Genomic DNA, 19,629 nt, shown 5'->3' on the forward strand with positions numbered 1-19,629 from the left:
GCGAAGTGGTTCGGTAAAATAAGCGGGAGTATGGGTTAAATTGCAACTGGGCAACATTCAACACATTGATCGAATTGACATGGAAAAGCCATCTTTATCGCCATTTCGATAATGTTTGGAGGCTTGATAATTGATAAAACGCAATCTATCTTTTCTCAAGGAGTTTTCCATGGAACAGCTTTTCGCAGTGACCCCGACCCCGTCCAGCGCTTCGCCCATTCTGGCCGGTCGGCTCAATGAACAAGATGCGGTCGAGCGTTTGCCGTTCATCATCAAGCGGGTGGAAACGGCGGAAGACATGCGCAAGGCGGTGCAAGTGCGGCACGCCGCTTACGCCCGCCACGTGCCGGCGTTTGCCGAGACCTTGCTGTTGCCCGAGGACAGTGATTACGATGACAATTGCATCGTCTTGCTGGCCGAATCAAAGCTCGACGGCACGCCGCTGGGCAGCACCCGCATCCAGACCAATCTGTACGGGCCCTTGCACGTGGAGTCGTCGATTACCTTGCCCGACTGGCTGCAAGGGGTGCGCCTGGCCGAAGTGACGCGACTGGGGATCGACGAAGGGCGGGTGGGGCGCATTGTCAAGATTGCCCTGATCAAGGCCTGTTTTGAGTATTGCGAAAACCACCAGATCGAGCACGCCGTGGTGACCGGCCGCGCGCCCATCGACCGCCAGTACGAGCAACTGATGTTCCGCGATGTGTTCGAGGACAAGGCCTACGTGCCCCTGCACCACGTCGGTAACATTGCGCACCGCGTGATGGCCTTCGAGATTGCCACCGGCGAAGCGCGCTGGAGCGCGGCCAAGCACCCCTTGCTGAAATTTTTCAAACACACGCGCCATCCGGACATCGACATCGGCAAGAAATCGGCCACCCGACTGGTGCGCGGACCGGGCACCGATTTCGTGCCGGAGATGGGGCGCGCGCGCATGCACGCCGCCCTGTGACGTGGGGGCAGGGCGCGGGCGAGCCTGCCGCGCCCCCGGTGAATGTTTCTTGCAAGTCATTGATTATGGTGTAAATTGTTATGCGCGAGCTATCGCCGGCCGCTTGTGCGGCGCGTTCTTGCGCGATCGACAATGCGGCGCGCCGGGCCCGGGTACATACAGCAAAGATGGCAAAGAAATAATTTCGCACAGATAATGTTGCAAATCATCATTTGCATGTATGCTGATCGATTGCACCGCGGCAGCTGCGCCGCGGCCTTTCAGACCACAGAACCGCCTTAATGCAAAAGTTGTCGCAATCGTTACGCATCACGCTGCCCTTGCTTGCCCAGCGATGGCTGGACGCGGCTTTGCGCCTGTTTTCGTTTTACCTGGTCCCGCTGGGTATTGCGCTCATTTCGCTGATTGCCCTGCTGTTCTGGAACGACGAGTACGCCACCAAGGGCGACGTGCCGCTGGTGATGCGGGTGGTGCCCCACGAGGGCACGCCGTTCAGCCCCGACGGCGCGCTCACCGCGCTGCAGCAGACGGCGCTGGTGCCCAGCTATGACACGCGCCTGTCGGAAGCGCCGGTGTGGTTTGATTTCCACACTTTGCCACGGCCGGGCCGTGAATTCGTGGTGGAGTTTCCGTCGCGCCACGCGGTCGACATGGCCTGCTGGGATGCTGATAGCCTGCAGCAGATCGGCGAAGCGAGCCGCGGCGCGGCGCACCAGGCGCTGTCGGTGGCAAAGGCGGGCTTCGTGCTGAAAATGGCGCAGATGCCGCCGCATATCCTGTGCCGCGCCGCATTTATCGGCCCCGCCCGCCTGTCGGCGGTGCAATGGCCGGACACCGATTTCGACCTGTCGACTGAGCACTATCATCGCAAATCGGGCCTGCTCGACGGCGGCATGATCGTGCTGGCCCTGTTCGTGCTCATTACCGCGGCCATCAACCGCCAGCGCCTGTACGTGCTGTTTGCCGCCTGGCTGATCCTCAACCTGCGGGTGGGCGCCCTGTCGGCCGGCTGGGACATCCAGTGGCTGGGCCAGGTGGTGCCGGAATCGTGGCTGCTGATCAGCCGTCCCGTGTCGATCACGCTGCACGGCATGTGCACGCTGACCCTGTACCAGACATTGTTGCAGGAAAATTTCCGCCACACGCGCTACCGACTCGCCATGCGCTTCATGCAGTGGTGCTGCCTGCCCCTGCTGGTGGCGGCGGTGGCCTTGCCATACCGGGTCTTCCTGCCGATCCTGTGGATGATCCTGGTGGCGGGCTGCTCGGTCACCACGCTGGGCCTGGTGAGCATCATGTTCAAGGCCCGCACCCGGGCCGCGTCCTGGATCGCCGCCTCGTTCTCCGTCACCTTCGTCGCCTCGCTGTCCGAAGTGGTGGCGGCCGCGTTCGGCATGCGCGAGCTGACCGGGGTGATCAACTCGGTGACCGCGGCGCTCGCCTCCAGCCTGCTGGCGGCGCTGGCCGTTGCTGAACAGATGCGGGCCGAGACGGAGCAGCGCGTCGATGCCCAGCAGGAGCTCGAACACACCTACAGTGCAATGCCGGTCGGCCTGTTCACCCTCGATATGGATGGCAACTTCCTCAGCGCCAATCCGGCCCTGCAAAAAATGTTGGGCGCACCCATCGAACTGAGCCGCACGCGCTGGAACCAGTTCTTCGAAGACGCCGTGTGGAACCGCTTGCACGAGGTGGTGCACGCGGACGCCGATGCCGAACTGGAAATTTGCGACCGCGACGGCCAGCGCCGCTACATGGTGCGCGCCATCCTTGCCCGTGGGCGCATCGAAGGGGTGCTGCAGGATGTGACGGAGCAGACCAAGGCCACCGAGCAACTGCGCTTCATGGCCAACAACGACCCCTTGACGAAGGTGTTCAACCGGCGCGGCATCGAGAAGATGTTTGCCAGCGCAACGGGCGCCGGCGCCGGCGGCAAACCGGTCGCGCTCGCCTATATCGACCTCGACCGCTTCAAACTGATCAACGATCTGTTCGGCCACGCGGCCGGCGACGAAGTGCTCAAGCAGGTGTGCGAGCGCATGGCCACCATGCTGGCCGGCGGCCAGCAGATCGGTCGCGTGGGCGGCGACGAATTCGTCATCGTCATGCCCGACACGGCCATTCCGCTGGCCTCGCTGATCTGCCGCGGCATCGTCGATTGCATCGGCAACACGCCGTACCGGGTGGGCGACAAGGCCTTCACCGTGCGCGGTTCGGTGGGGCTGATCGAGGTCAGCGCCGGCATGCAGATGAAGGACGCCGTCTCGACCGCCGACCGGGCCTGCCGCGAGGCCAAGACGGGACGGCGCGATGGCCTGGTGGTGTACGAACGCAATGCCTCCGCCTTCCTCGAACGCGAAGCGGAACTGAACCTGGTGGCGCGGCTGGCCTCGACCAATGCCACCGAGGGCATGTTCCTCGAAATGCAGCCCATCATGTCGCTCAAGTCGCCCCACGAGTCGCTCAATTTCGAGGTGCTGCTGCGCATGCGCGAGGCCGACGGCAGCATCATGACGGCCGGCCCGATCATCGCCGCCGCCGAAAAAAGCGGGCGCGCCGGCGTCATCGACCGCTGGGTGCTGGCCACCACGCTGGCGTGGATCTCGGCCAACCTGCACAGCCTGCCCAACACCCGTTTCGTGTGCATGAACCTGTCGGGCGCCTCGCTCAACGACGAGCGCTTCGTGCAGGACACCATCGATATCCTGGGCCGCCACGTGCACGTGGCCAGCCGCTTGTGCATGGAGATCACGGAAAGCGTGGCCCTGCATGACCTCGACAACACGCGCCGCTTCATCGACCAGGTGCGCGCCTTCGGCGTCAAGGTGGCGCTCGACGACTTCGGCGCCGGCTACACTTCGTTCTCGTACCTGAAAGAGCTGCCCGCCGACGTGCTGAAAATCGACGGCAATTTTATCGTCAACATCAATGACCACCCGGCCAATGTCGCCATCGTCGAGGCGATCGTCAACCTGGCCGTCAACCTGGGCATGAAGACGATCGCCGAATGGGCCGAAGACACGGCGACGGTGCGCACGCTGGCCGAGATCGGCGTCGACTACGTGCAGGGTTTCGCGGTGGCCCGCTCGCAGGCGCCGGAAGCGATGCTCACGGCCACCTCGTCGGCCAGCTTCATCCAGAACGAGGAACTGGCCATGCTGGTGCGCACGCTGGGGGCGGAGGCGCAGCAGCCGGCGCTGGCGGCGCCGCTGTCACGGGTGCGCGACCTGCACTGACACGGGCGGCCCGCGTCCAGTTTTGCTTAGTTCAGTCTTGCCAGGCGCTGCTGGCGCATCGCCGCCGCCGCGTCGTCGAGCACCTGCAGGCTGCTGCGCGCCGCGCGCAGGGTGGCCGCATCGCGCGCGAGCAGCTTGCTGTGCGGGCGCGGATCGCGCCAGTTGTCACGCTGTACTGGTGGCTGGCCCGCGGGCAGCGGCCGCGAGCCGGTGCGCGCCGCCCTGGTGCCAGCTCCCTTGTCACTTGCCACCTTGTCACTTGCCACCTTCTCGTTTGCCACCTTCACGCCTGACGTCGCCGCCGTGCCGCACTGGTGATCGGTGATGGTGACGCCGCCGTCGGCGTCCACGCACTTGACGATGTCGGCGCCGGCCAGGGCGGGCGCGGCCAGCAGGGCGGCCAGGGCGGCGCCCAGCACGGCGGTCATGAGGGGGCGCAAGGGGGCGGGCATGGCGAACTCCGGCAGGTCAGGGTGAACGAACAAACAATCAGGTGCCCATGCTAATTGTTATTTGTTCGGCATCATAGAGAGTCTGGATCGTCCTTCTGTAGGACGATGCCTGCAGCGGCGCCATTGCCGGAAATACGACAGTGGGCTAGCCCGAAGGTATTAAAGTTACTCTGTGGCATTAACATTGTCTTTTATTTTCAGGCGGCGCCCCTTATCATGGAGGGCGCCGCCTAATTCCTGCTGCAAGTTACGTTCCACGCCCTGCGCTGACCGACCGCGCCCCAGCGCGCGGAACGTCCGTGTTCCTCCGGGGACGCTTCACGCATCGGGAATCGCATGACAAAACAAGACACGAACGAGCAGGCACGGCTGGCCGCCCTGTGCGCGCTGGGAATGCTCGACACCCCGGCCGAACCCCGCTTCGACAAGCTCACCGCGCTCGCCAGCGCCGCCCTTGGCATGCCCATTGCGCTCGTCTCGCTGATGGACAGCCAGCGCCAGTGGTTCAAGTCGCGCCACGGCATCGACCTGGCCGACACCCCGCGCCCGGTGGCGTTTTGCGGTTACGCCATCGACAGCGGCGACATCTTCATCGTCAACGACGCCACCCAGGACGCGCGCTTTCTCGACAATCCGCTCGTCACCGGTTACCCCCACATTCGCTTTTATGCCGGCCAGCCCCTGTTCAGCCACGATGGCCAGGCGGTGGGCACCTTGTGCGTGATCGACGCCGTGGCCCGCCAGCTGGCGCCGGCCCAGCTGGCGCTGCTCAAGACGCTGGCCGGACTGGTCGAAGCCGAGCTTAACCGGGACAGCCTGGCGCTGGTGCGCAGCCGCGCGCTGGGACAGAAGACCGAAGCGCTCAACCGTGAAATCCGCCAGCGCGCCGACGTCGAGGCCAGCCTGCGCCGCAGCGAAGAGCGGGTGCGCGCCATGATCGAGACCTCGGCGGCGGCGTTTGTCGCCACCGACGCGGCGGCCCACATCATTGAATGGAATGGCGCCGCTGAGGGCATGTTCGGCTGGTCGCGCGCCGAGGTGCTGGGCCGGCCATGGTCGTCGATCATGGTCGGCATGGCGCCGCCGCACGCGGCGGCCAGGCACAGCGTGCGGCTGGTGGCGCGCACCAGCGCCGGGGCCGAGATCGTCGTCGATGTCAGCGTCAGCGGCTATGTCGTCGATGGCCAGCATTGCCAGGGCGCGTATATCCACGATGTGAGCGCGCAGATCGCCAGCGCCCGCGCGCTGGCGCGCCAGCAGCAACTGCTCGACGCCGTGCTCGAGACGGTCGATTGCGCCATCGTCACCTGCGACAGCGACGGCACGCTGTCGCTGTACAATCGCGCCGCCCACGCCATGCTCGGGCGCGCGGCGGCGGGCCTGGCCGGCGTCACCGTCTGCCAGGCCGACGGCGAGACCGTGCTGCTGCCACAGCAGGCGCCGCTGGCGCGTGCGCTGGCGGGCCAGTCGGTCGGGCCGACCCGGCTGGTGCTGGCCGGCCCCGGCCTGGCGCGTCGCACGGTGAGCGCCAGCGCGCGCCCCTTGCGCGACCCGTCGGGCCAGGCGCAGGGCGCCTTGCTGGCGCTGCGCGACATCGGCGAGCTGGTCGACGCCGAGGACAAGCTGGGCGAAAGCGAACAGATGCTGCGCTCGATCGCGGAAAACCTGCCGACCCTGATCGCCCAGGTCGACAAGCAGGGGCGCTTTGTCTATCTGAACGCGCGCTCGCGCAATTTTTACGGACTGCCGCCCGACCAGCTGCTCGGCCGCAGCGTGCGTTCGGTCTACAGCGAGGCCGACTACGCCAGCATCGCCGGCTACATCGAGACGGCGGCGGCGGGCAAGGGCGTCTCGTTCGAAAGCGATATCGGCGTCGGCGACCGGCATATTTATTACCACGCCGCCCTCGTGCCGCACCGCGACGTCCACGGCGCGCCGGACGGCTTTTTCGCCATGGCCTTCGACATCACCGCGCGCCGCCACAGCGAGATCGCCCAGCGCGACAGCGAGGAACGGCTGCGCACCATCACCGACAATGTGCCGGTGCTCATTTCCTACCTGGACAGCGAGATGCGCTACCAGTTCGCCAACGCCATGTACAAGGAATGGCTGGGGATGCCCAGCGCGCAGATGATCGGCCGCACCGTCAGCGAGGTGTTCGGCGCCGATTATTTTGACGAGCGCGCCCCCAGCATCGCGCGCGCCATGGGCGGCCATATGTCGAGCGTCGAAGTGACGGTGCTGCGCCGCGGTCACGAGCGCATCCTCAACACCACTTACATGCCGCACCACCGCGACGGCAGGGTGGTCGGCGTGTACGTTCTCGGCACCGACGCCACCGCCGCCCGCGCGCACGAGCGCAAGCTGCTGGCGCTGGCCAACGCCGACCCGCTGACCAACCTGCCGAACCGCCGCATGTATGAATTCCAGCTGGCGAAGGCGCTGGCCGTGTCGAAACGCCAGCACAGCCGGCTGGCGCTGATGTACCTCGACCTCGATGATTTCAAACGCATCAACGACACCTACGGCCACGGCGTCGGCGACGCCGTGCTGGTCGAATTTGGCAGGCGGGTGGGCGCCAGCCTGCGCGCGAGCGACCTGCTGGCGCGCCTGGCGGGCGACGAATTCACGGTGGTGCTGGAGGCGGTCGACAGCCTGGCCAATTGCGAAGCGGTGGCCCACAAAATCGCGCTGGCCCTGCGTGAGCCCTTCCACGTCGATGGCCTGGCGCTGCTCGTCACCGCCAGCATCGGCATCGCGCTGGCCGACCCTGGCGCCACCATCGCGTCGCTGTCGGCGCGCGCCGACGAGGCGCTGTACGTGGCCAAGCGCAAGGGCAAGAACCGCTACGTGGTGCAGGCGCTGGCCGACTGAGCCTGGCCTAGCAGCCCGCCTGGGCGGCGCGCGCGTCGACCTCGCGCGTCGCCGCGGCCGCGCCGGCGGGCGCCGGCGCATCCTTGATCAGTTTGTTCAGGAACGGCACCAGCAGGGCCAGCCCGGTGCCCACTGCCACGCTGCCCCAGCCGAGCGCGGCGAACAGGCTGGCGTAGCCGGCATTGGTCTGCAGGGGCGAGCCGGCGCCGGGGTCCGGCACCATGCTGGAAAAATCACCGGCGAACAGCGAGGCCACGCCCGTCACCAGCATCCATGCGCCCATCATCGAACCCTGGTACTGGCGCGGCGCCAGGCGGCCGATCATGGCGTAGCCGATGGGCGAAATGAGCAGTTCGCCCACGCTCTGGAACACATACGAGAGCAACAGCCAGACAAACGCCGACTGGCCGCTGACGGGATCGGCCAGCCGGATCCCCAGCGGCAGGCACAGAAAGCCGATCCCCATCAGCACCACCGCGCCGGCGAACTGTTTCGGGATGTCGATCTTCCAGCCCTGCTCGCGCAGGCGGGCGAACCAGGCCGCCAGCAGGGGGCCGCCGATCACGATCACGATGCAATTGATGTTCTGGATCCATTGCGGTTGCATCTCGACGCCCAGCACCATGCGGTCGACGTTGTGCTCGGCAAAGATCTGCAGGCCGTTGGGCGCCATCTGGTACAGCGCCCAGAAGGTCAGCGAGCCCACCGCCAGGATCAGGTAGGCGAACATGTTCTTGCGTTCGCGGCGATCGGGGTTGCGCAGGGCCAGCCAGGCGATGATGGCGAACACGCAGGCGGAAAAGCCCTTGATCAGCGCGCCCGTCGACACCGGGTGCTGCAGCAGCAGCCACACGGCCGGCACGATCAGCGCGACGATGGCGGCGCCGGCCAGCAGGCGCAGGCGCCACTGGGGTGGCGTGGCGCTCATCAGGGGCGTGCTGATGTCGGCCAGGGTTTTCCAGTTCAGTATCGTCAGTCCGATGGCGAGCACGTTGCCGATGGCGGCGAAGATGAACAGGGCGCTGTAATTTTCGTTGGCCTGGAAGAAGCCGGCGCCCGTGAAGCCGACAAAAAAGCCGATATTCATGCCGGCGTAATTCCACAGGAACGCCGCTTCGCGGCGCTTGTCGGACGGCGCGAAGCGCTGGGTGAGCATCATGTTGACGCAGGTGACGTTCAGGCCGCTACCGGTGAGGAAGAAGGCCAGGCCGGCGTACAGCATCGCCATCGAACCGAGCGCAATGAGGGCGCAGCCGGCAATTTGCAGCAGCATGCCCACCACGAACAGGTTGCGGTTCGACATGAAGCGACCACCCAGGTAGCCGCCGAACAGGTGCAGGCCGTAGTTGAAGGCGCCGAACACGCCCATCACCACGGCGGCGTCCTTGACGGGGAAGTGGAGGTGCTTGGTGGCGTACAGCACCAGCGAGGAATACAGCACGGCGAAGGCCAGGGTGCAAAAAATCTGGATGAAAAACAGGGTGGCGGTGCCGGGCACGGCGCGCGCCAGGCGGCGTTGGATAAAAGTCAAACGGTTCTCCTGAAAGGACGCGGCCAGCCGGAAGCGAGCGCGAGAAAAAGGGGGATTCTACGTCAGCCGGCCGGGAACGCCGCCACCGCCTGCTCGGCCAGCGCCAGCAGGCGTGCCCGCGGCACGCCGTCGCGCGCCAGCACCGACATGCCCTGGATGACGCCGATGGCCAGGTCGGCCAGCGCCTGCGCATCGGTGGCGACGGGCAGGCGCCCGGTGCTGCGGTCCGCTTCGATGCGCCGGCGTACGATCTGGCCCACTTCGCCGCGCACCGCCGCCACCGCCGCCTGCACGGGCGCGGCCGCGCGCGAGCCGCTCGCGGTGGCGCTCGCCAGCAGGCAACCGGGCGGCGTGGCCGCGTCCGTAAATGCGCACGCCGAGGCGCGCAGCATGGCGGCGATGCCGTCGCGCGCGCTGGGCGCGGCCGCGAGCGCGGCGCCAATGGCCGCGCTGTCGCCCGCGTACAGGCGCATCGCTTCGAGGAACAGCGCCTGCTTGTCGCCGAACGCCGCATACAGGCTGGGCGCCGTCACGCCCATGGCCGACGTCAGTTCGGCCACCGAAGTGGTCTCGTAACCGTGGCGCCAGAAGGCATGCATGGCGCGCTCGAGGGCGGCGGCGCGGTCGAAGGAGAGGGGGCGGCCGATTTTTTTGCGGGGTTCTTTCATAACGATCTTTATAAAACATATTGACGGGTTTGCGCAAGCATGCCAGACTTTAATAACGATCACTATGAAAAAAAATACCATGGACCTCACCAGCTACCGCACCGTTGGCCGTTCCGGCCTTGTCGTGAGCCCCTTCGCCCTTGGCACCATGACTTTCGGCGCCCCGCGCTGGGGCGTGGCCGACCTCGATGCGCGGCGCCTGTTCGACAGTTATCTCGACCAGGGCGGCAATTTCATCGACACGGCCGACATTTACGCGGGCGGCGCCAGCGAGCAACTGCTGGGCCGCTTCCTCCGCGAGGGCCAGGTGCGCGAGCAGGTGGTGCTGTCGACCAAGTTCGGCTTCAATGACGCGGCCAGCCCGCTGGTAGCGGGCAAGCAGCGGGCGGGCAACCCGAATGCGGGCGGGGCCGGCGCCAAGAACATCCACCGGGCGCTCGACGGCTCCCTCAAGCGCCTGGGCACCGATTACATCGACTTGTACTGGATGCATATCTGGGACGGTGTCACGCCCGTCGAAGAAATCCTGCAGACGCTGGGCGACCTGGTGCGGCTGGGCAAAATCCGCTATTTCGGTTTTTCCGACATGCCCGCCTACCTGGCAATGAAGGCGGCCACCATCGCCGCCGAACGGCGCCTGCCGGGTCCGATCGCCATGCAGGTCGAATACTCGCTGGTGGCGCGCGACATCGAACGCGAGCACGTGCCGGTGGCGCTCGATACGGGCATGGCGGTGATGCCGTGGAGTCCGCTGGCGGGCGGCTTTTTGTCGGGCAAGTACACGCAGGGTGCGTCCCTGACCGCGGGCCGCCTGAGCGGTGCCAATCCTTTCGGCGACAGCAAATTCAGCGCCAGCAACTGGGCCATTCTTGCGCTCTTGCGCCAGGTGGCGGCCGAGCAGGAGCGCAGTTGCGCCGAAGTGGCGCTGGCCTGGACGCTGGCCCGGCCCGCGGTGGGCGCGGTGCTGATCGGTGCGAGCCGGCCGCAGCAGTTGCAGGCCAACCTGGACGCGCTGTCGTGCGTGCTCAGCGCCGACCAGGTGGCCCGCCTCGACGCTGCCAGCGCGACAGCGCCGGGATTTACTGATAGTCTTGCCAGCCCCGCCATCCGGCGCATGGTGTTTGGCGGTCACGCGGTGCGCGGCTGGGGCGAAGCTTGATGGCAGTAATGAACGAGGGAGATACAGGTGATTCGACTGGCTGCGTTATCCGACCTGGCGCCGCTGACCGCGCTCGAGCAGGCCAGCTTCGTGTGCGACGGCGTGGGCCGCCGCGCCATGGCCGGTTTCCTGCGTAGTGGAGCGGCGCTGGTGCTGCTCGACGAGGTGGGCGGGCAATTGCAGGGCCACCTGATCGTGCGCTTCAATGCGCGCCACCGGATCGCCCGCATCTATTCGATCGCGGTGGCCGCCCACGCCATGGGGCAAGGGGTGGGGCGCGCGCTGGTGGCGCGTGCCGAAGCGCTGGCGCGCGCGCGCGGCAGCGCATGCATGCGGCTGGAAATCAGCGTCGACAACGCCCCCTCGCAGGCCCTGTTCCGCGCCTGCGGCTACGCCGTGTTCGGCCACTACGATGATTACTACGAGGATGGCGGCGCCGCCTTGCGGCTGCAAAAGAGCCTGGCACAAGCGGGCCCGGCGCAAGGGGCGCTGGCCCGGTAACATCGCCTTGCAGCGCGTGCTGCGCATGTCGCGCATGCGCGATGCATCACTTCTTCGCCTGCCGAAAATGCGCTTCGAGTTCCTTGAAAGTCGGTCGCAGGTTGGCAGAAACGACCTTCCTGCCAAACTCGAGGGCCAGGGTGGGCGCATAGCCATTCATGCTGGCGATCATCGTTACTTTTACGCACTGAAACACCTTGGTCGACTCTTGCAGCTTTCGGTCGAGCAAACTTGCCAGCGGACTGAATACGCCGTACGCGAGCAAAATTCCCAGAAACGTGCCAACCAGGGCCGCGGCGATCAGATTACCAAGCTCCGAAGGGGGAATGCCAACCGATCCCATGGTATGGACCACACCCATGACTGCCGCAACAATACCAAAGGCAGGCAGCCCATCGGCGACCTTGTTTATCGCATGAATGGCAAGTTCGCCATCCTGGTGGTGCACGTCAATGTCGTTATCCATCAAATTTTCAATTTGAAATGGGTCCATGCTGCCCGATACCATTAATCTGAAATAGTCGCAAATGAACTCGATTAAATGGTGGTCCTTCATGATATTTGGATATTTCATGAACATCGCACTCTCTTCAGGCGAGTCAATATCAAATTCGATGGACATCAATCCCTCTTTGCGAACTCTGCTGAGAATGTCGTGCAAGAGCGAAAGTAAATCGATATAGAGCGCACTGGTCTGCTGTGGCGACTGGAATATGGTGCGAAGCGCTTTCACGGTTGCCTTGGTCGATTGCCCGTCATTTGCAATGGCAAATGCCCCCAGTGCACCACCTGCGATCATCAGTAATTCGTAAGGCTGGAAAAGAGCGGCAAGATGCCCGCCTTCCAAAGCAAAGCCGCCGAAAATCGCACCTAGCACGATTATTATGCCGAGAATTACCGCCACGCTGACCTCAATACATTCTTTAATAAGACATAGCGTAACATCGTGCCGTAGTGAAAGATATAGTCGAATCACGGCGGGTATTGCCGGCCATGGTCGCTTGCTCTACCATTGCCGGGCAATGCAGCCCATCCCCGTTCCCGAAAGGACCGCACTTGAAACTCCCCCCACCACTGCGCGCCGGCGTGATCGCCATCCTGTGCACCCTGGCCATCCCCGCCTTCGCCGCCGAACCGGTCTGGGTCGCCAGGAGCAATGACAACGCCAGGCTGCTGCTCACCGTCATGGCCCGGTATGCGCCCGAGAGCGCCAGTTCGCTGGGCGTGGATGGCTTCGACGAGCAGATCACCGATTATTCGCGCGACCAGTTCGAGGCGCAAAACCGCGACCAGCGGGCGGCGATTGCGGAAATGCAGCGGCGCCGCAAGGGCGAGGCCGATCCGAAAGTCCGCCAGGATCTCGATATCCTGATCGGCAGCGCGACCGACCAGTTGCGCTCGGCCGCCTTGCAGCGCAAGTATTTTGTGCCGTTCAACGACCTGACCCAGGCCATCTTCGAAGTGGTCAACCAGACCCTCGATCCGCGCATCCCCAAGCAGCGCCAGGCCAGCTTGCTGGTGCGACTGCAAAAATATGCGGGCCTGGCGCGCGGCTACCGGCCGGCGACGGAACTGGCCAATGAGCGCTTGCAAGAGCGCCTGGCCAGCCACAAGCATTTGCTGGGGCCGTTCAAGGACGAAGTGGAGCAGTCGCTCAACAACGCACCGACCTTGATTGCCGGTATCAAGGAACTGCTGGGCAAGAGCGACATCAAGGGCTGGGAAGTGCCGTTTGCCGCCCTGGAAAAGCAGCTGACCGTGTACAACCAGCAGGTGCGCGCGCAGATCCTGCCGCGCGCCCGCCCCGATCATCGCCTGCCGCCGGAAGTGTATGCGGACAATCTGCGCCAGTTCGGCGTCGACATCGCGCCGCTGGAACTGAAGGCAAGGGCCTTGACCTCGTTTGCGGAAATCCGCAACCAGATGACCATCACCGCCGGCCTGATCGCCAGCGAGCGCAAGCTGCCCCAGGCCGACTACCGCTTCGTCATGGCGGCGCTGAAAAAGCAGCAGATCGCCGCCGACCAGGTGATGCCCCTGTACGCCGCGCGGCTGGCGCAGATCGAGGCGGCCGTGCGCGAACACGGGATTGTCACGCTGCCCAACCGCAAGGCCAGCATCCGGCTGGCGACGGACGCCGAAAACGCCGCCTCGCCGGCGCCCCACATGAATCCGCCCCGGCTGATCGGCAACACGGGCGAGTATGGCGAATTCATCCTCACCACCGCGGTGCCGCCGGCCAAGGGCGGCAAGGCGCTGGTCATGGACGACTTCACCCACGACGCCGGCACCTGGTCGATCACCGCGCACGAAGCGCGGCCCGGGCACGAGCTGCAGTTTGCCAAGATGATCGAGTCGGGCGTGTCGACCGCGCGCGCCGTGTTCGCCTTTAACAGCGTCAACGTGGAAGGCTGGGCCTTGTACGCGGAAGCGGAAATGCAGGCGTATGAACCGCAGGATGGCCAGCTGTTCGCCTTGCAGGCGCGCATGATGCGCGCCGCCCGCGCCTTCCTCGACCCCATGGTCAACCTCGGCGAAATCACGCCGGAGCAGGTCAAATCGTTCCTGATGGACGAAGTGGGCTTGTCCGAAGCGCTGGCCACGCAAGAGATGCAGCGCTACACCTACCGGGCGCCGGGCCAGGCGACCGCGTATTTTTATGGCTACCAGCGCTTGATGGAAACACGGCAGGCGGCCGAAGTGGCGCTGCGCAAGAAATTCGACCGCAAGGCCTTCAATGACTTCGTGCTGGCGCAGGGCATGTTGCCGCCGGCCTTGTTGCGCAAGGCCGTGATGGACGATTTCGTGCCGGCCATGCTGCAACGCTGAGCGTGCCGCCGCCAGCACGCTGGCGGCGCTTTCGCTACAATCGGCAGTACCGGTCTTCTCGACCCGATCGACATCACGGAGCGCACATCATGTCAGGCTACAGCATCAATATCGAAGAAAAAACCCTCGCCGGCGACAACTTTCGCGAGGTGCTCTACACCACCGCGCGCAGCCAGCTCGTCATCATGACCTTGCAGCCGAACCAGGACATCGGCATGGAGCACCACACGGGGCACGACCAGTTCATCCGCATCGAGCAGGGCAGCGGCATTGCCATTCTCGACGGCGAGGAACATGCGCTGGAAGATGGCACGGCCCTGGTGATTCCCGCCGGGACCGAGCACAACGTCATCAACACCTCGCCCACGGACAAGCTCAAGCTCTATACCCTGTACACGCCGCCCGAGCATCCGGACGGCATCGTGCATGCAAGCAAGGCCGAGGCCGACGAGTACGAGCGGCAGCACGGCCATTGATGGTCAGGCGGCGCGCCGGCGCGCCGCCGCCTCGGCCAGGTACTCGCTGATCCAGTACAGCAGCGCAGCGGCGGGGAAGGCCATGCCGGTGAGCAGGGCGGCGTGCCAGCCGTGGCTGGCGTACATCCAGCCGCCCAGTGCCGAGCCGAGCGCGCCGCCGGCGAAAAACACGGCAAAGTAAAGGCCGTTCAAGCGGCTGCGCACGGCCGCGCCCAGGCTGAAAATCGCGCGCTGGCCCAGCACCAGGTTGGCGGCCACACCCATGTCGAGCACGATCGAGGCGGCCACCAGCAGCGCCAGCCCCAGCGTGCGCGCTTCGGGCGCCAGCATCGGCAGCACAAAGCCGGCGATGCCCAGGGCCAGCGCCGCCGCCGTCGCCAGCAGGGTGTGGCCGCGGTCGGCCAGTCGCCCGGCGATGGGCGAGGCCACCGCCCCGGCCATGCCGACCAGGGCAAACACGGCGATGCCCGTTTGCGACAGGTGAAAGCGGGGACCGGCCAGCATCAGCGGCGTCACCGTCCAGAACAGGCTGAAGGCGCCGAACAGGCCCGCATGGTAGGCGGCGCGGCGGCGCAGCACGGGGGTGCTCAGGAATAAATGCCACAGCGAACCGATCAATTGAAAGTAGGGCATGGGCGCGCTCGGCTGGCGCACTGGCAACTTCCAGCGCAGCACGAAGGCGAGGATGACGATCAGCACGGCGGCGCCGCCGAACACCACGTGCCAGTTGGCGTGATCGGCGATCAGCGAGGCCACGGGGCGGGCCAGCATAATGCCCAGCAACAAGCCGCTGACCACCTTGCCCACCGCCTGGCCCCGCGTGCTTTCCTTCGACAGATGGGCGGCGAACGGCACCAGCACCTGCGCCACCACGGAACCGAGGCCAATGGCCAGTGCGGCGGCCAGGAACAGGGCGGCGCTGCTGGCGAAGGCAGCCACCGCCAGGGCGGCGGCCGTCAACAGCAAGCCGGTGAACACCAGGCGGCGGTTTTCCAGCAAATCTCCCAGCGGCACGATGAACAGCAGCCCCAGCGTGTAGCCGATCTGCGTGAGTGTGACGATCAGGCCGGCGGCGCCGGGCGACAGGCCGGTGGCGACGCTGATGGGGCCGACCAGGGTCTGGGCGTAGTACAGATTGGCGACGATCAAGCCGCAGGCGGTGGCAAGCAATAACAGCATGCCTGAGGAAATGTCGGTGTCGTCCTTGGGGGCGTGCGGGTGGTGCATGGTGCTCTCCGGTGAGGTGGCGCCGCCCGCGATGGCGTCGGGGCGGCAGGGTCGGGTGCGATCGGCTCGCTTGAATTTTTTTCTTGCGTGTTTCTAAATGGATGGGGCCATTGTAAGGAATGTTCTGGCAAAGATAATTAGGGCATAATCGGCCTATACATTTCATTTTTTGTGAACAATAGAAGGCGCAGCCCGTGGACAAGCTCAAGGCCATGCAAAGCTTCGTCCGTATCGTCGAAGCGAACAGCTTTTCCAAGGCGGCCGAGACGCTCGGCTTGCCGCGCGCGGCGTTGACGGCGACCTTGAAAAATCTCGAGGCCTATCTCGGCGTACAACTGTTGCAGCGCACCACCCGGCGCCTGTCGCTGACCCAGGATGGCGCCGACTATTTCCGCCAGTGCCTGGACATCCTGGGCGCCGTCGATGCCGCCGAAGCGGGGTTCCGCGGGCCTGGCGCCCTGCACCCGAAGGGCAAGCTGCGCGTCGATTTGCCGGCGGCCGTTGGCCATGCGCTGGTGCTGCCGCGGCTGGGCGAGTTTCACCAGGCCTACCCGGACGTCGAACTGAACATCAGCATCACCGACCGCCTGGTCGACCTGACCCAGGAAGGCATCGACTGCGCCGTGCGGGTGGGCCAGTTGCAGGATTCGGCCCTGGTGGGACGCAGAATCGGCAATATGCGTTTTGTTACCTGCGCCACCCCCGCCTACCTGGCCCGGCGGGGCACCCCGCGTCACCTCGACGACCTGGCCGGACACGCCAGCGTTGTGCATTTTTCCGGCCGCACGGGGCGCGCCTTCGACTGGGAATTCGTGGTCGCCGGTGCGCCCGTCAAGGTGGCCATGCGGGGCCCGGTGGCCGTCAACGATGCCGAAGCGAACGTGTGCTGCGCCCTGCAGCACTTTGGCCTGGCCCAGTTGGGCGCCTACCAGGTCCGCCAGTATCTCGACAGCGGGGCGCTGGTCGAGGTACTGGCCGACACGCCGCCCACCCCCATGCCGATGTCGCTGCTGTATCCGCAGGGACGGATGGGTTCGCCCAAGGTGCGCGTGTTTGCCGACTGGGTGGCCGGCCTGTTTGCCGCCAATCCCGACTTGCAGGCGGCCGAACTGGCGGCGCCGGGCGCGGGAGCGGCGGCATGAACGGCACCGGCCAGCACGCCGTCGGCCATGCCGCCGATGGCGGGCAAGGTGGCGGGCATGGTAGTGGAGAAGGTGGCGGGCAAGGTAGCGGGCAAGGTAGCGGGCAAGGCGGCACTGCCGCGGGCGCGCTGGGTTTTTTACTGACCCGCCACTGGCGCGACACGGCCGCCGGCACCGAGGTCGAGTTGTGGCTGGCCACCGATGCGGGGCCCCGCTGCCTGCGCCTGCCGCCCCACGAATCGGTGGCCTTCGTGCCGGCCGAGCAGGGCGAGCGGGCGCAATCGATCATCGATGGCGAAGCCGGCTGCGCGCTGCGCCCCTTGCAGCTGATCGATTTTTCCCATCGCCCCGTGCTGGGCCTGTATTGCACGCGCTACCGCAGCCTGGGCAAACTGGCGCGCCGCCTGCGCGAGCATGGCGTCGATGTGTACGAAGCGGACGTGCGCCCGCCCGAGCGCTACCTGATGGAGCGTTTCATCACGGCGCCCGTGTGGTTTGCCGGCACGCCGGCGCCGCACGCGCCGACGCTGCTGCTCGACGCCCGCATCAAGCCGGTGACGGGCTACCGCCCGCGCCTGTCGCTGGTCTCGCTCGACATCGAGACCAGCGAAAAGGGCGAGTTGTACTGTATCGGCCTGGAAGGCTGCGGCGCACGCACGGTGCTGATGCTGGGCCCGCCAACGGCCGAACATGGCGCCCCCGCCCACGCCACCGTCAACGCCACCGCCACCGCCACCGTCACCGCCAACGGCCCCGTCGACTTCGACCTGCGCTACTACCCCAGCCGCGCCGCCCTGATCGAGGGGTTGAATGGCTGGATGGCACAGCACGACCCGGACGTCATCGTGGGCTGGAACGTGATCCAGTTCGATCTGCGGGTGTTGCAAAAGCAAGCCGAGCGCTACCAGGTGCCGCTGCGGCTGGGGCGGGGCGGGGCCGTGATGGAGGGCCGGGAGCAGGGCGGCGGTGGCCGGCAGGGCCATTATTTTGCCAGCGCCCCCGGCCGCCTGCTCATTGACGGCATCGAAGCCTTGCGCTCGGCCACCTGGACTTTTTCGTCGATGAGCCTGGAAAACGTGTCGCGCCAACTGCTGGGCGAAGGCAAGGCGATCGACAACCCCTATGACCGCATGGCCGAAATCAATCCCCTCTTTGCCGAAGACAAGACGGCCCTGGCGCGCTACAACCTGCGCGATTGCGAACTGGTGACGCGTATTTTTGCGAAGACCGATTTGCTCACCTTTTTGCTCGAGCGCGCCAGCGTGACGGGCTTGCCGGCCGACCGCAGCGGCGGTTCGGTGGCCGCGTTCGAGCATTTGTACATGCCGCTGATGCACCGCCAGGGCTACGTGGCGCCCAATCTGGGCGATGTGCGCAATGAAGACAGCCCGGGCGGCTTCGTGATGGACTCGCGCGCCGGCCTGTACGACTCGGTGCTGGTGCTCGACTATAAAAGCTTGTACCCGTCGATTATCCGCACCTTTCTGATCGATCCGGTGGGCCTGGTGGCCGGTTTGCAGGAGGCCGGCGCCGCCGGCGCCACCGTGGCCGGCTTTCGCGGCGCGCGCTTTTCGCGCACCAGGCACTGCCTGCCGGCGATTGTCACGCAGATTTCGGAGGGCCGCGACGCCGCCAAGCGCGAACGCAACCAGCCCCTGTCGCAGGCCTTGAAAATTATCATGAATGCCATGTATGGCGTGCTCGGCTCGAGTGGCTGCCGCTTTTTCGACCCCCGCCTGGCCTCGTCGATTACCCTGCGCGGCCATGAAATCATGCACCTGACGCGCAAGCTGATCGAGGACCAGGGCTACCAGGTAATTTATGGCGACACCGACTCGACATTTGTATGGCTGGGGCATGCGCACTCCGAGGAAGAGGCGGGCCGCATCGGTCGCGCCCTGGTCGCCTTGGTCAATCAATGGTTGGACCAGCATGTGCGCGAACAGTTCAACCTGGCCAGTGCCCTCGAATTGCAGTTCGAGACCCATTACCGGCGCTTTCTGATGCCCACCATCCGCGGCTCGGACGAGGGCAGCAAGAAGCGCTATGCGGGGCTGGTGCGGCGCCCCGATGGCAGCGAGCAGATGGTCTACAAGGGCCTGGAAACGGTGCGCAGCGACTGGACCGCGCTGGCGCAGCAGTTTCAGCAGGCCCTGTATCTGAAGATCTTCCGGGGCGAACCGTACCAGGAGTACGTGCGCGACTATGCGCTGCGCACGGCCGCCGGCGAATTCGACGATCTGCTGATCTACCGCAAGCGACTGCGCCGCCCGCTCGACGACTACGAGCGCAACGTGCCGCCCCAGGTCCGCGCCGCCCGCCTCGCCGACGAGTTCAACCGTGCCCATGGCCGGCCCCTGCAATACCAGAACCGCGCCGTGATCGGCTACGTGATGACGGTCAACGGGCCCGAGCCGCTCGAGGCGCGCCGCTCGCCGATCGATTACCAGCACTACCTGAGCCGCCAGTTGCAGCCCGTGGCCGACGCCATTTTGCCCTTCGTCGGCGACGATTTCAGCACCCTCACCAGTGGCCAGCGCACCCTGTTCTGAGGTGCCGGCCTGCCTGGCCGTTCAACAGTA

General features: G+C 65.6%; 14 protein-coding genes. 9 read left to right on the forward strand and 5 right to left on the reverse strand.

Features of this window, described 5'->3' with window-relative positions; genetic code table 11:
• Positions 1–169: 169 nt before the first annotated feature.
• Together ACP7EY_RS04855 and ACP7EY_RS04860 are read left to right on the forward strand one after the other, a co-directional pair.
• Positions 170–952, forward strand: a complete 783-nt coding sequence (locus ACP7EY_RS04855) for an N-acyl amino acid synthase FeeM domain-containing protein (RefSeq protein WP_426191040.1) — start codon at positions 170–172, stop codon at positions 950–952.
• 281 nt (positions 953–1,233) lie between these two features.
• The gene (locus ACP7EY_RS04860) at positions 1,234–4,188 is read left to right on the forward strand and encodes a putative bifunctional diguanylate cyclase/phosphodiesterase (protein WP_426191042.1); all 2,955 of its coding nucleotides are present in this window, start codon (positions 1,234–1,236) and stop codon (positions 4,186–4,188) included.
• Positions 4,189–4,214: 26 nt separating this feature from the next.
• Here the strand turns inward: ACP7EY_RS04860 and ACP7EY_RS04865 are convergent, their stop codons facing one another.
• Positions 4,215–4,640, reverse strand: a complete 426-nt coding sequence (locus ACP7EY_RS04865; protein WP_426191044.1) for a DUF4124 domain-containing protein — start codon at positions 4,638–4,640, stop codon at positions 4,215–4,217.
• Positions 4,641–4,976: 336 nt separating this feature from the next.
• Here ACP7EY_RS04865 and ACP7EY_RS04870 point away from each other — a divergent pair, with 336 nt between their 5' ends.
• A complete protein-coding gene (locus tag ACP7EY_RS04870) occupies positions 4,977–7,514 on the forward strand; it encodes a PAS domain-containing protein (RefSeq protein ID WP_426191046.1) in 2,538 nt (845 codons plus the stop codon).
• A gap of 7 nt (positions 7,515–7,521) precedes the next feature.
• Here ACP7EY_RS04870 and ACP7EY_RS04875 read toward each other — a convergent pair whose 3' ends face one another.
• Both ACP7EY_RS04875 and ACP7EY_RS04880 read right to left on the reverse strand, forming a co-directional pair.
• Positions 7,522–9,045, reverse strand: coding sequence for a peptide MFS transporter (locus tag ACP7EY_RS04875; protein WP_426191048.1), 1,524 nt, complete (start codon positions 9,043–9,045; stop codon positions 7,522–7,524).
• Positions 9,046–9,107: 62 nt separating this feature from the next.
• Positions 9,108–9,713: a TetR/AcrR family transcriptional regulator gene (locus ACP7EY_RS04880; RefSeq protein WP_426191050.1), complete on the reverse strand. Its 606-nt coding sequence runs from the start codon at positions 9,711–9,713 to the stop codon at positions 9,108–9,110.
• A 64-nt stretch (positions 9,714–9,777) separates the two neighbouring features.
• Here ACP7EY_RS04880 and ACP7EY_RS04885 point away from each other — a divergent pair, with 64 nt between their 5' ends.
• On the forward strand, positions 9,778–10,872 hold the full coding sequence (locus ACP7EY_RS04885) for an aldo/keto reductase (RefSeq protein ID WP_426191052.1): 1,095 nt from the start codon (positions 9,778–9,780) through the stop codon (positions 10,870–10,872).
• 27 nt (positions 10,873–10,899) lie between these two features.
• Positions 10,900–11,373 carry a GNAT family N-acetyltransferase gene (locus ACP7EY_RS04890; protein WP_426191054.1) on the forward strand — a complete coding sequence of 158 codons (474 nt, stop codon included), beginning with the start codon at positions 10,900–10,902 and terminating at the stop codon, positions 11,371–11,373.
• 46 nt (positions 11,374–11,419) lie between these two features.
• Here ACP7EY_RS04890 and motA read toward each other — a convergent pair whose 3' ends face one another.
• The gene (gene motA, locus ACP7EY_RS04895) at positions 11,420–12,277 is read right to left on the reverse strand and encodes a flagellar motor stator protein MotA (RefSeq protein ID WP_426191056.1); all 858 of its coding nucleotides are present in this window, start codon (positions 12,275–12,277) and stop codon (positions 11,420–11,422) included.
• Between the two features lie 152 nt (positions 12,278–12,429).
• On the opposite strand from motA, the gene ACP7EY_RS04900 reads away from it, so the two are divergent.
• A complete protein-coding gene (locus ACP7EY_RS04900; RefSeq protein WP_426191058.1) occupies positions 12,430–14,202 on the forward strand; it encodes a DUF885 domain-containing protein in 1,773 nt (590 codons plus the stop codon).
• Between the two features lie 89 nt (positions 14,203–14,291).
• A complete protein-coding gene (locus ACP7EY_RS04905; RefSeq protein WP_426191060.1) occupies positions 14,292–14,678 on the forward strand; it encodes a cupin domain-containing protein in 387 nt (128 codons plus the stop codon).
• Positions 14,679–14,681: 3 nt separating this feature from the next.
• On the opposite strand, the gene ACP7EY_RS04910 is transcribed toward ACP7EY_RS04905, so the two are convergent.
• Entirely contained in the window at positions 14,682–15,905 is a 1,224-nt protein-coding gene (locus ACP7EY_RS04910) for an MFS transporter (RefSeq protein ID WP_426191062.1), read from the reverse strand.
• Positions 15,906–16,099: 194 nt separating this feature from the next.
• Here ACP7EY_RS04910 and ACP7EY_RS04915 point away from each other — a divergent pair, with 194 nt between their 5' ends.
• Both ACP7EY_RS04915 and ACP7EY_RS04920 read left to right on the forward strand, forming a co-directional pair.
• The gene (locus ACP7EY_RS04915; RefSeq protein ID WP_426191064.1) at positions 16,100–17,047 is read left to right on the forward strand and encodes a LysR substrate-binding domain-containing protein; all 948 of its coding nucleotides are present in this window, start codon (positions 16,100–16,102) and stop codon (positions 17,045–17,047) included.
• Positions 17,044–19,599, forward strand: coding sequence for a DNA polymerase II (locus tag ACP7EY_RS04920; protein WP_426191066.1), 2,556 nt, complete (start codon positions 17,044–17,046; stop codon positions 19,597–19,599). The genes ACP7EY_RS04915 and ACP7EY_RS04920 overlap by 4 nt, the downstream gene beginning before the upstream one ends.
• Positions 19,600–19,629: the final 30 nt, after the last annotated feature.

It is taken from the genome of Massilia sp. DWR3-1-1 (assembly GCF_049898325.1).
Taxonomy (GTDB): Bacteria; Pseudomonadota; Gammaproteobacteria; order Burkholderiales; family Burkholderiaceae_D; genus JAFCUW01.

What these genes read in the sequence shown, in the direction of transcription:
- ACP7EY_RS04910 (WP_426191062.1), bottom strand. Translation starts at nt 15,905, where the DNA reads ATGCACCACCCGCACGCCCCCAAGGACGACACCGACATTTCCTCAGGC.
- ACP7EY_RS04885 (WP_426191052.1), top strand. Translation starts at nt 9,778, where the DNA reads ATGAAAAAAAATACCATGGACCTCACCAGCTACCGCACCGTTGGCCGT.
- ACP7EY_RS04870 (WP_426191046.1), top strand. Translation starts at nt 4,977, where the DNA reads ATGACAAAACAAGACACGAACGAGCAGGCACGGCTGGCCGCCCTGTGC.
- ACP7EY_RS04880 (WP_426191050.1), bottom strand. Translation starts at nt 9,713, where the DNA reads ATGAAAGAACCCCGCAAAAAAATCGGCCGCCCCCTCTCCTTCGACCGC.
- ACP7EY_RS04865 (WP_426191044.1), bottom strand. Translation starts at nt 4,640, where the DNA reads ATGCCCGCCCCCTTGCGCCCCCTCATGACCGCCGTGCTGGGCGCCGCC.
- ACP7EY_RS04860 (WP_426191042.1), top strand. Translation starts at nt 1,234, where the DNA reads ATGCAAAAGTTGTCGCAATCGTTACGCATCACGCTGCCCTTGCTTGCC.
- ACP7EY_RS04905 (WP_426191060.1), top strand. Translation starts at nt 14,292, where the DNA reads ATGTCAGGCTACAGCATCAATATCGAAGAAAAAACCCTCGCCGGCGAC.
- ACP7EY_RS04855 (WP_426191040.1), top strand. Translation starts at nt 170, where the DNA reads ATGGAACAGCTTTTCGCAGTGACCCCGACCCCGTCCAGCGCTTCGCCC.
- ACP7EY_RS04920 (WP_426191066.1), top strand. Translation starts at nt 17,044, where the DNA reads ATGAACGGCACCGGCCAGCACGCCGTCGGCCATGCCGCCGATGGCGGG.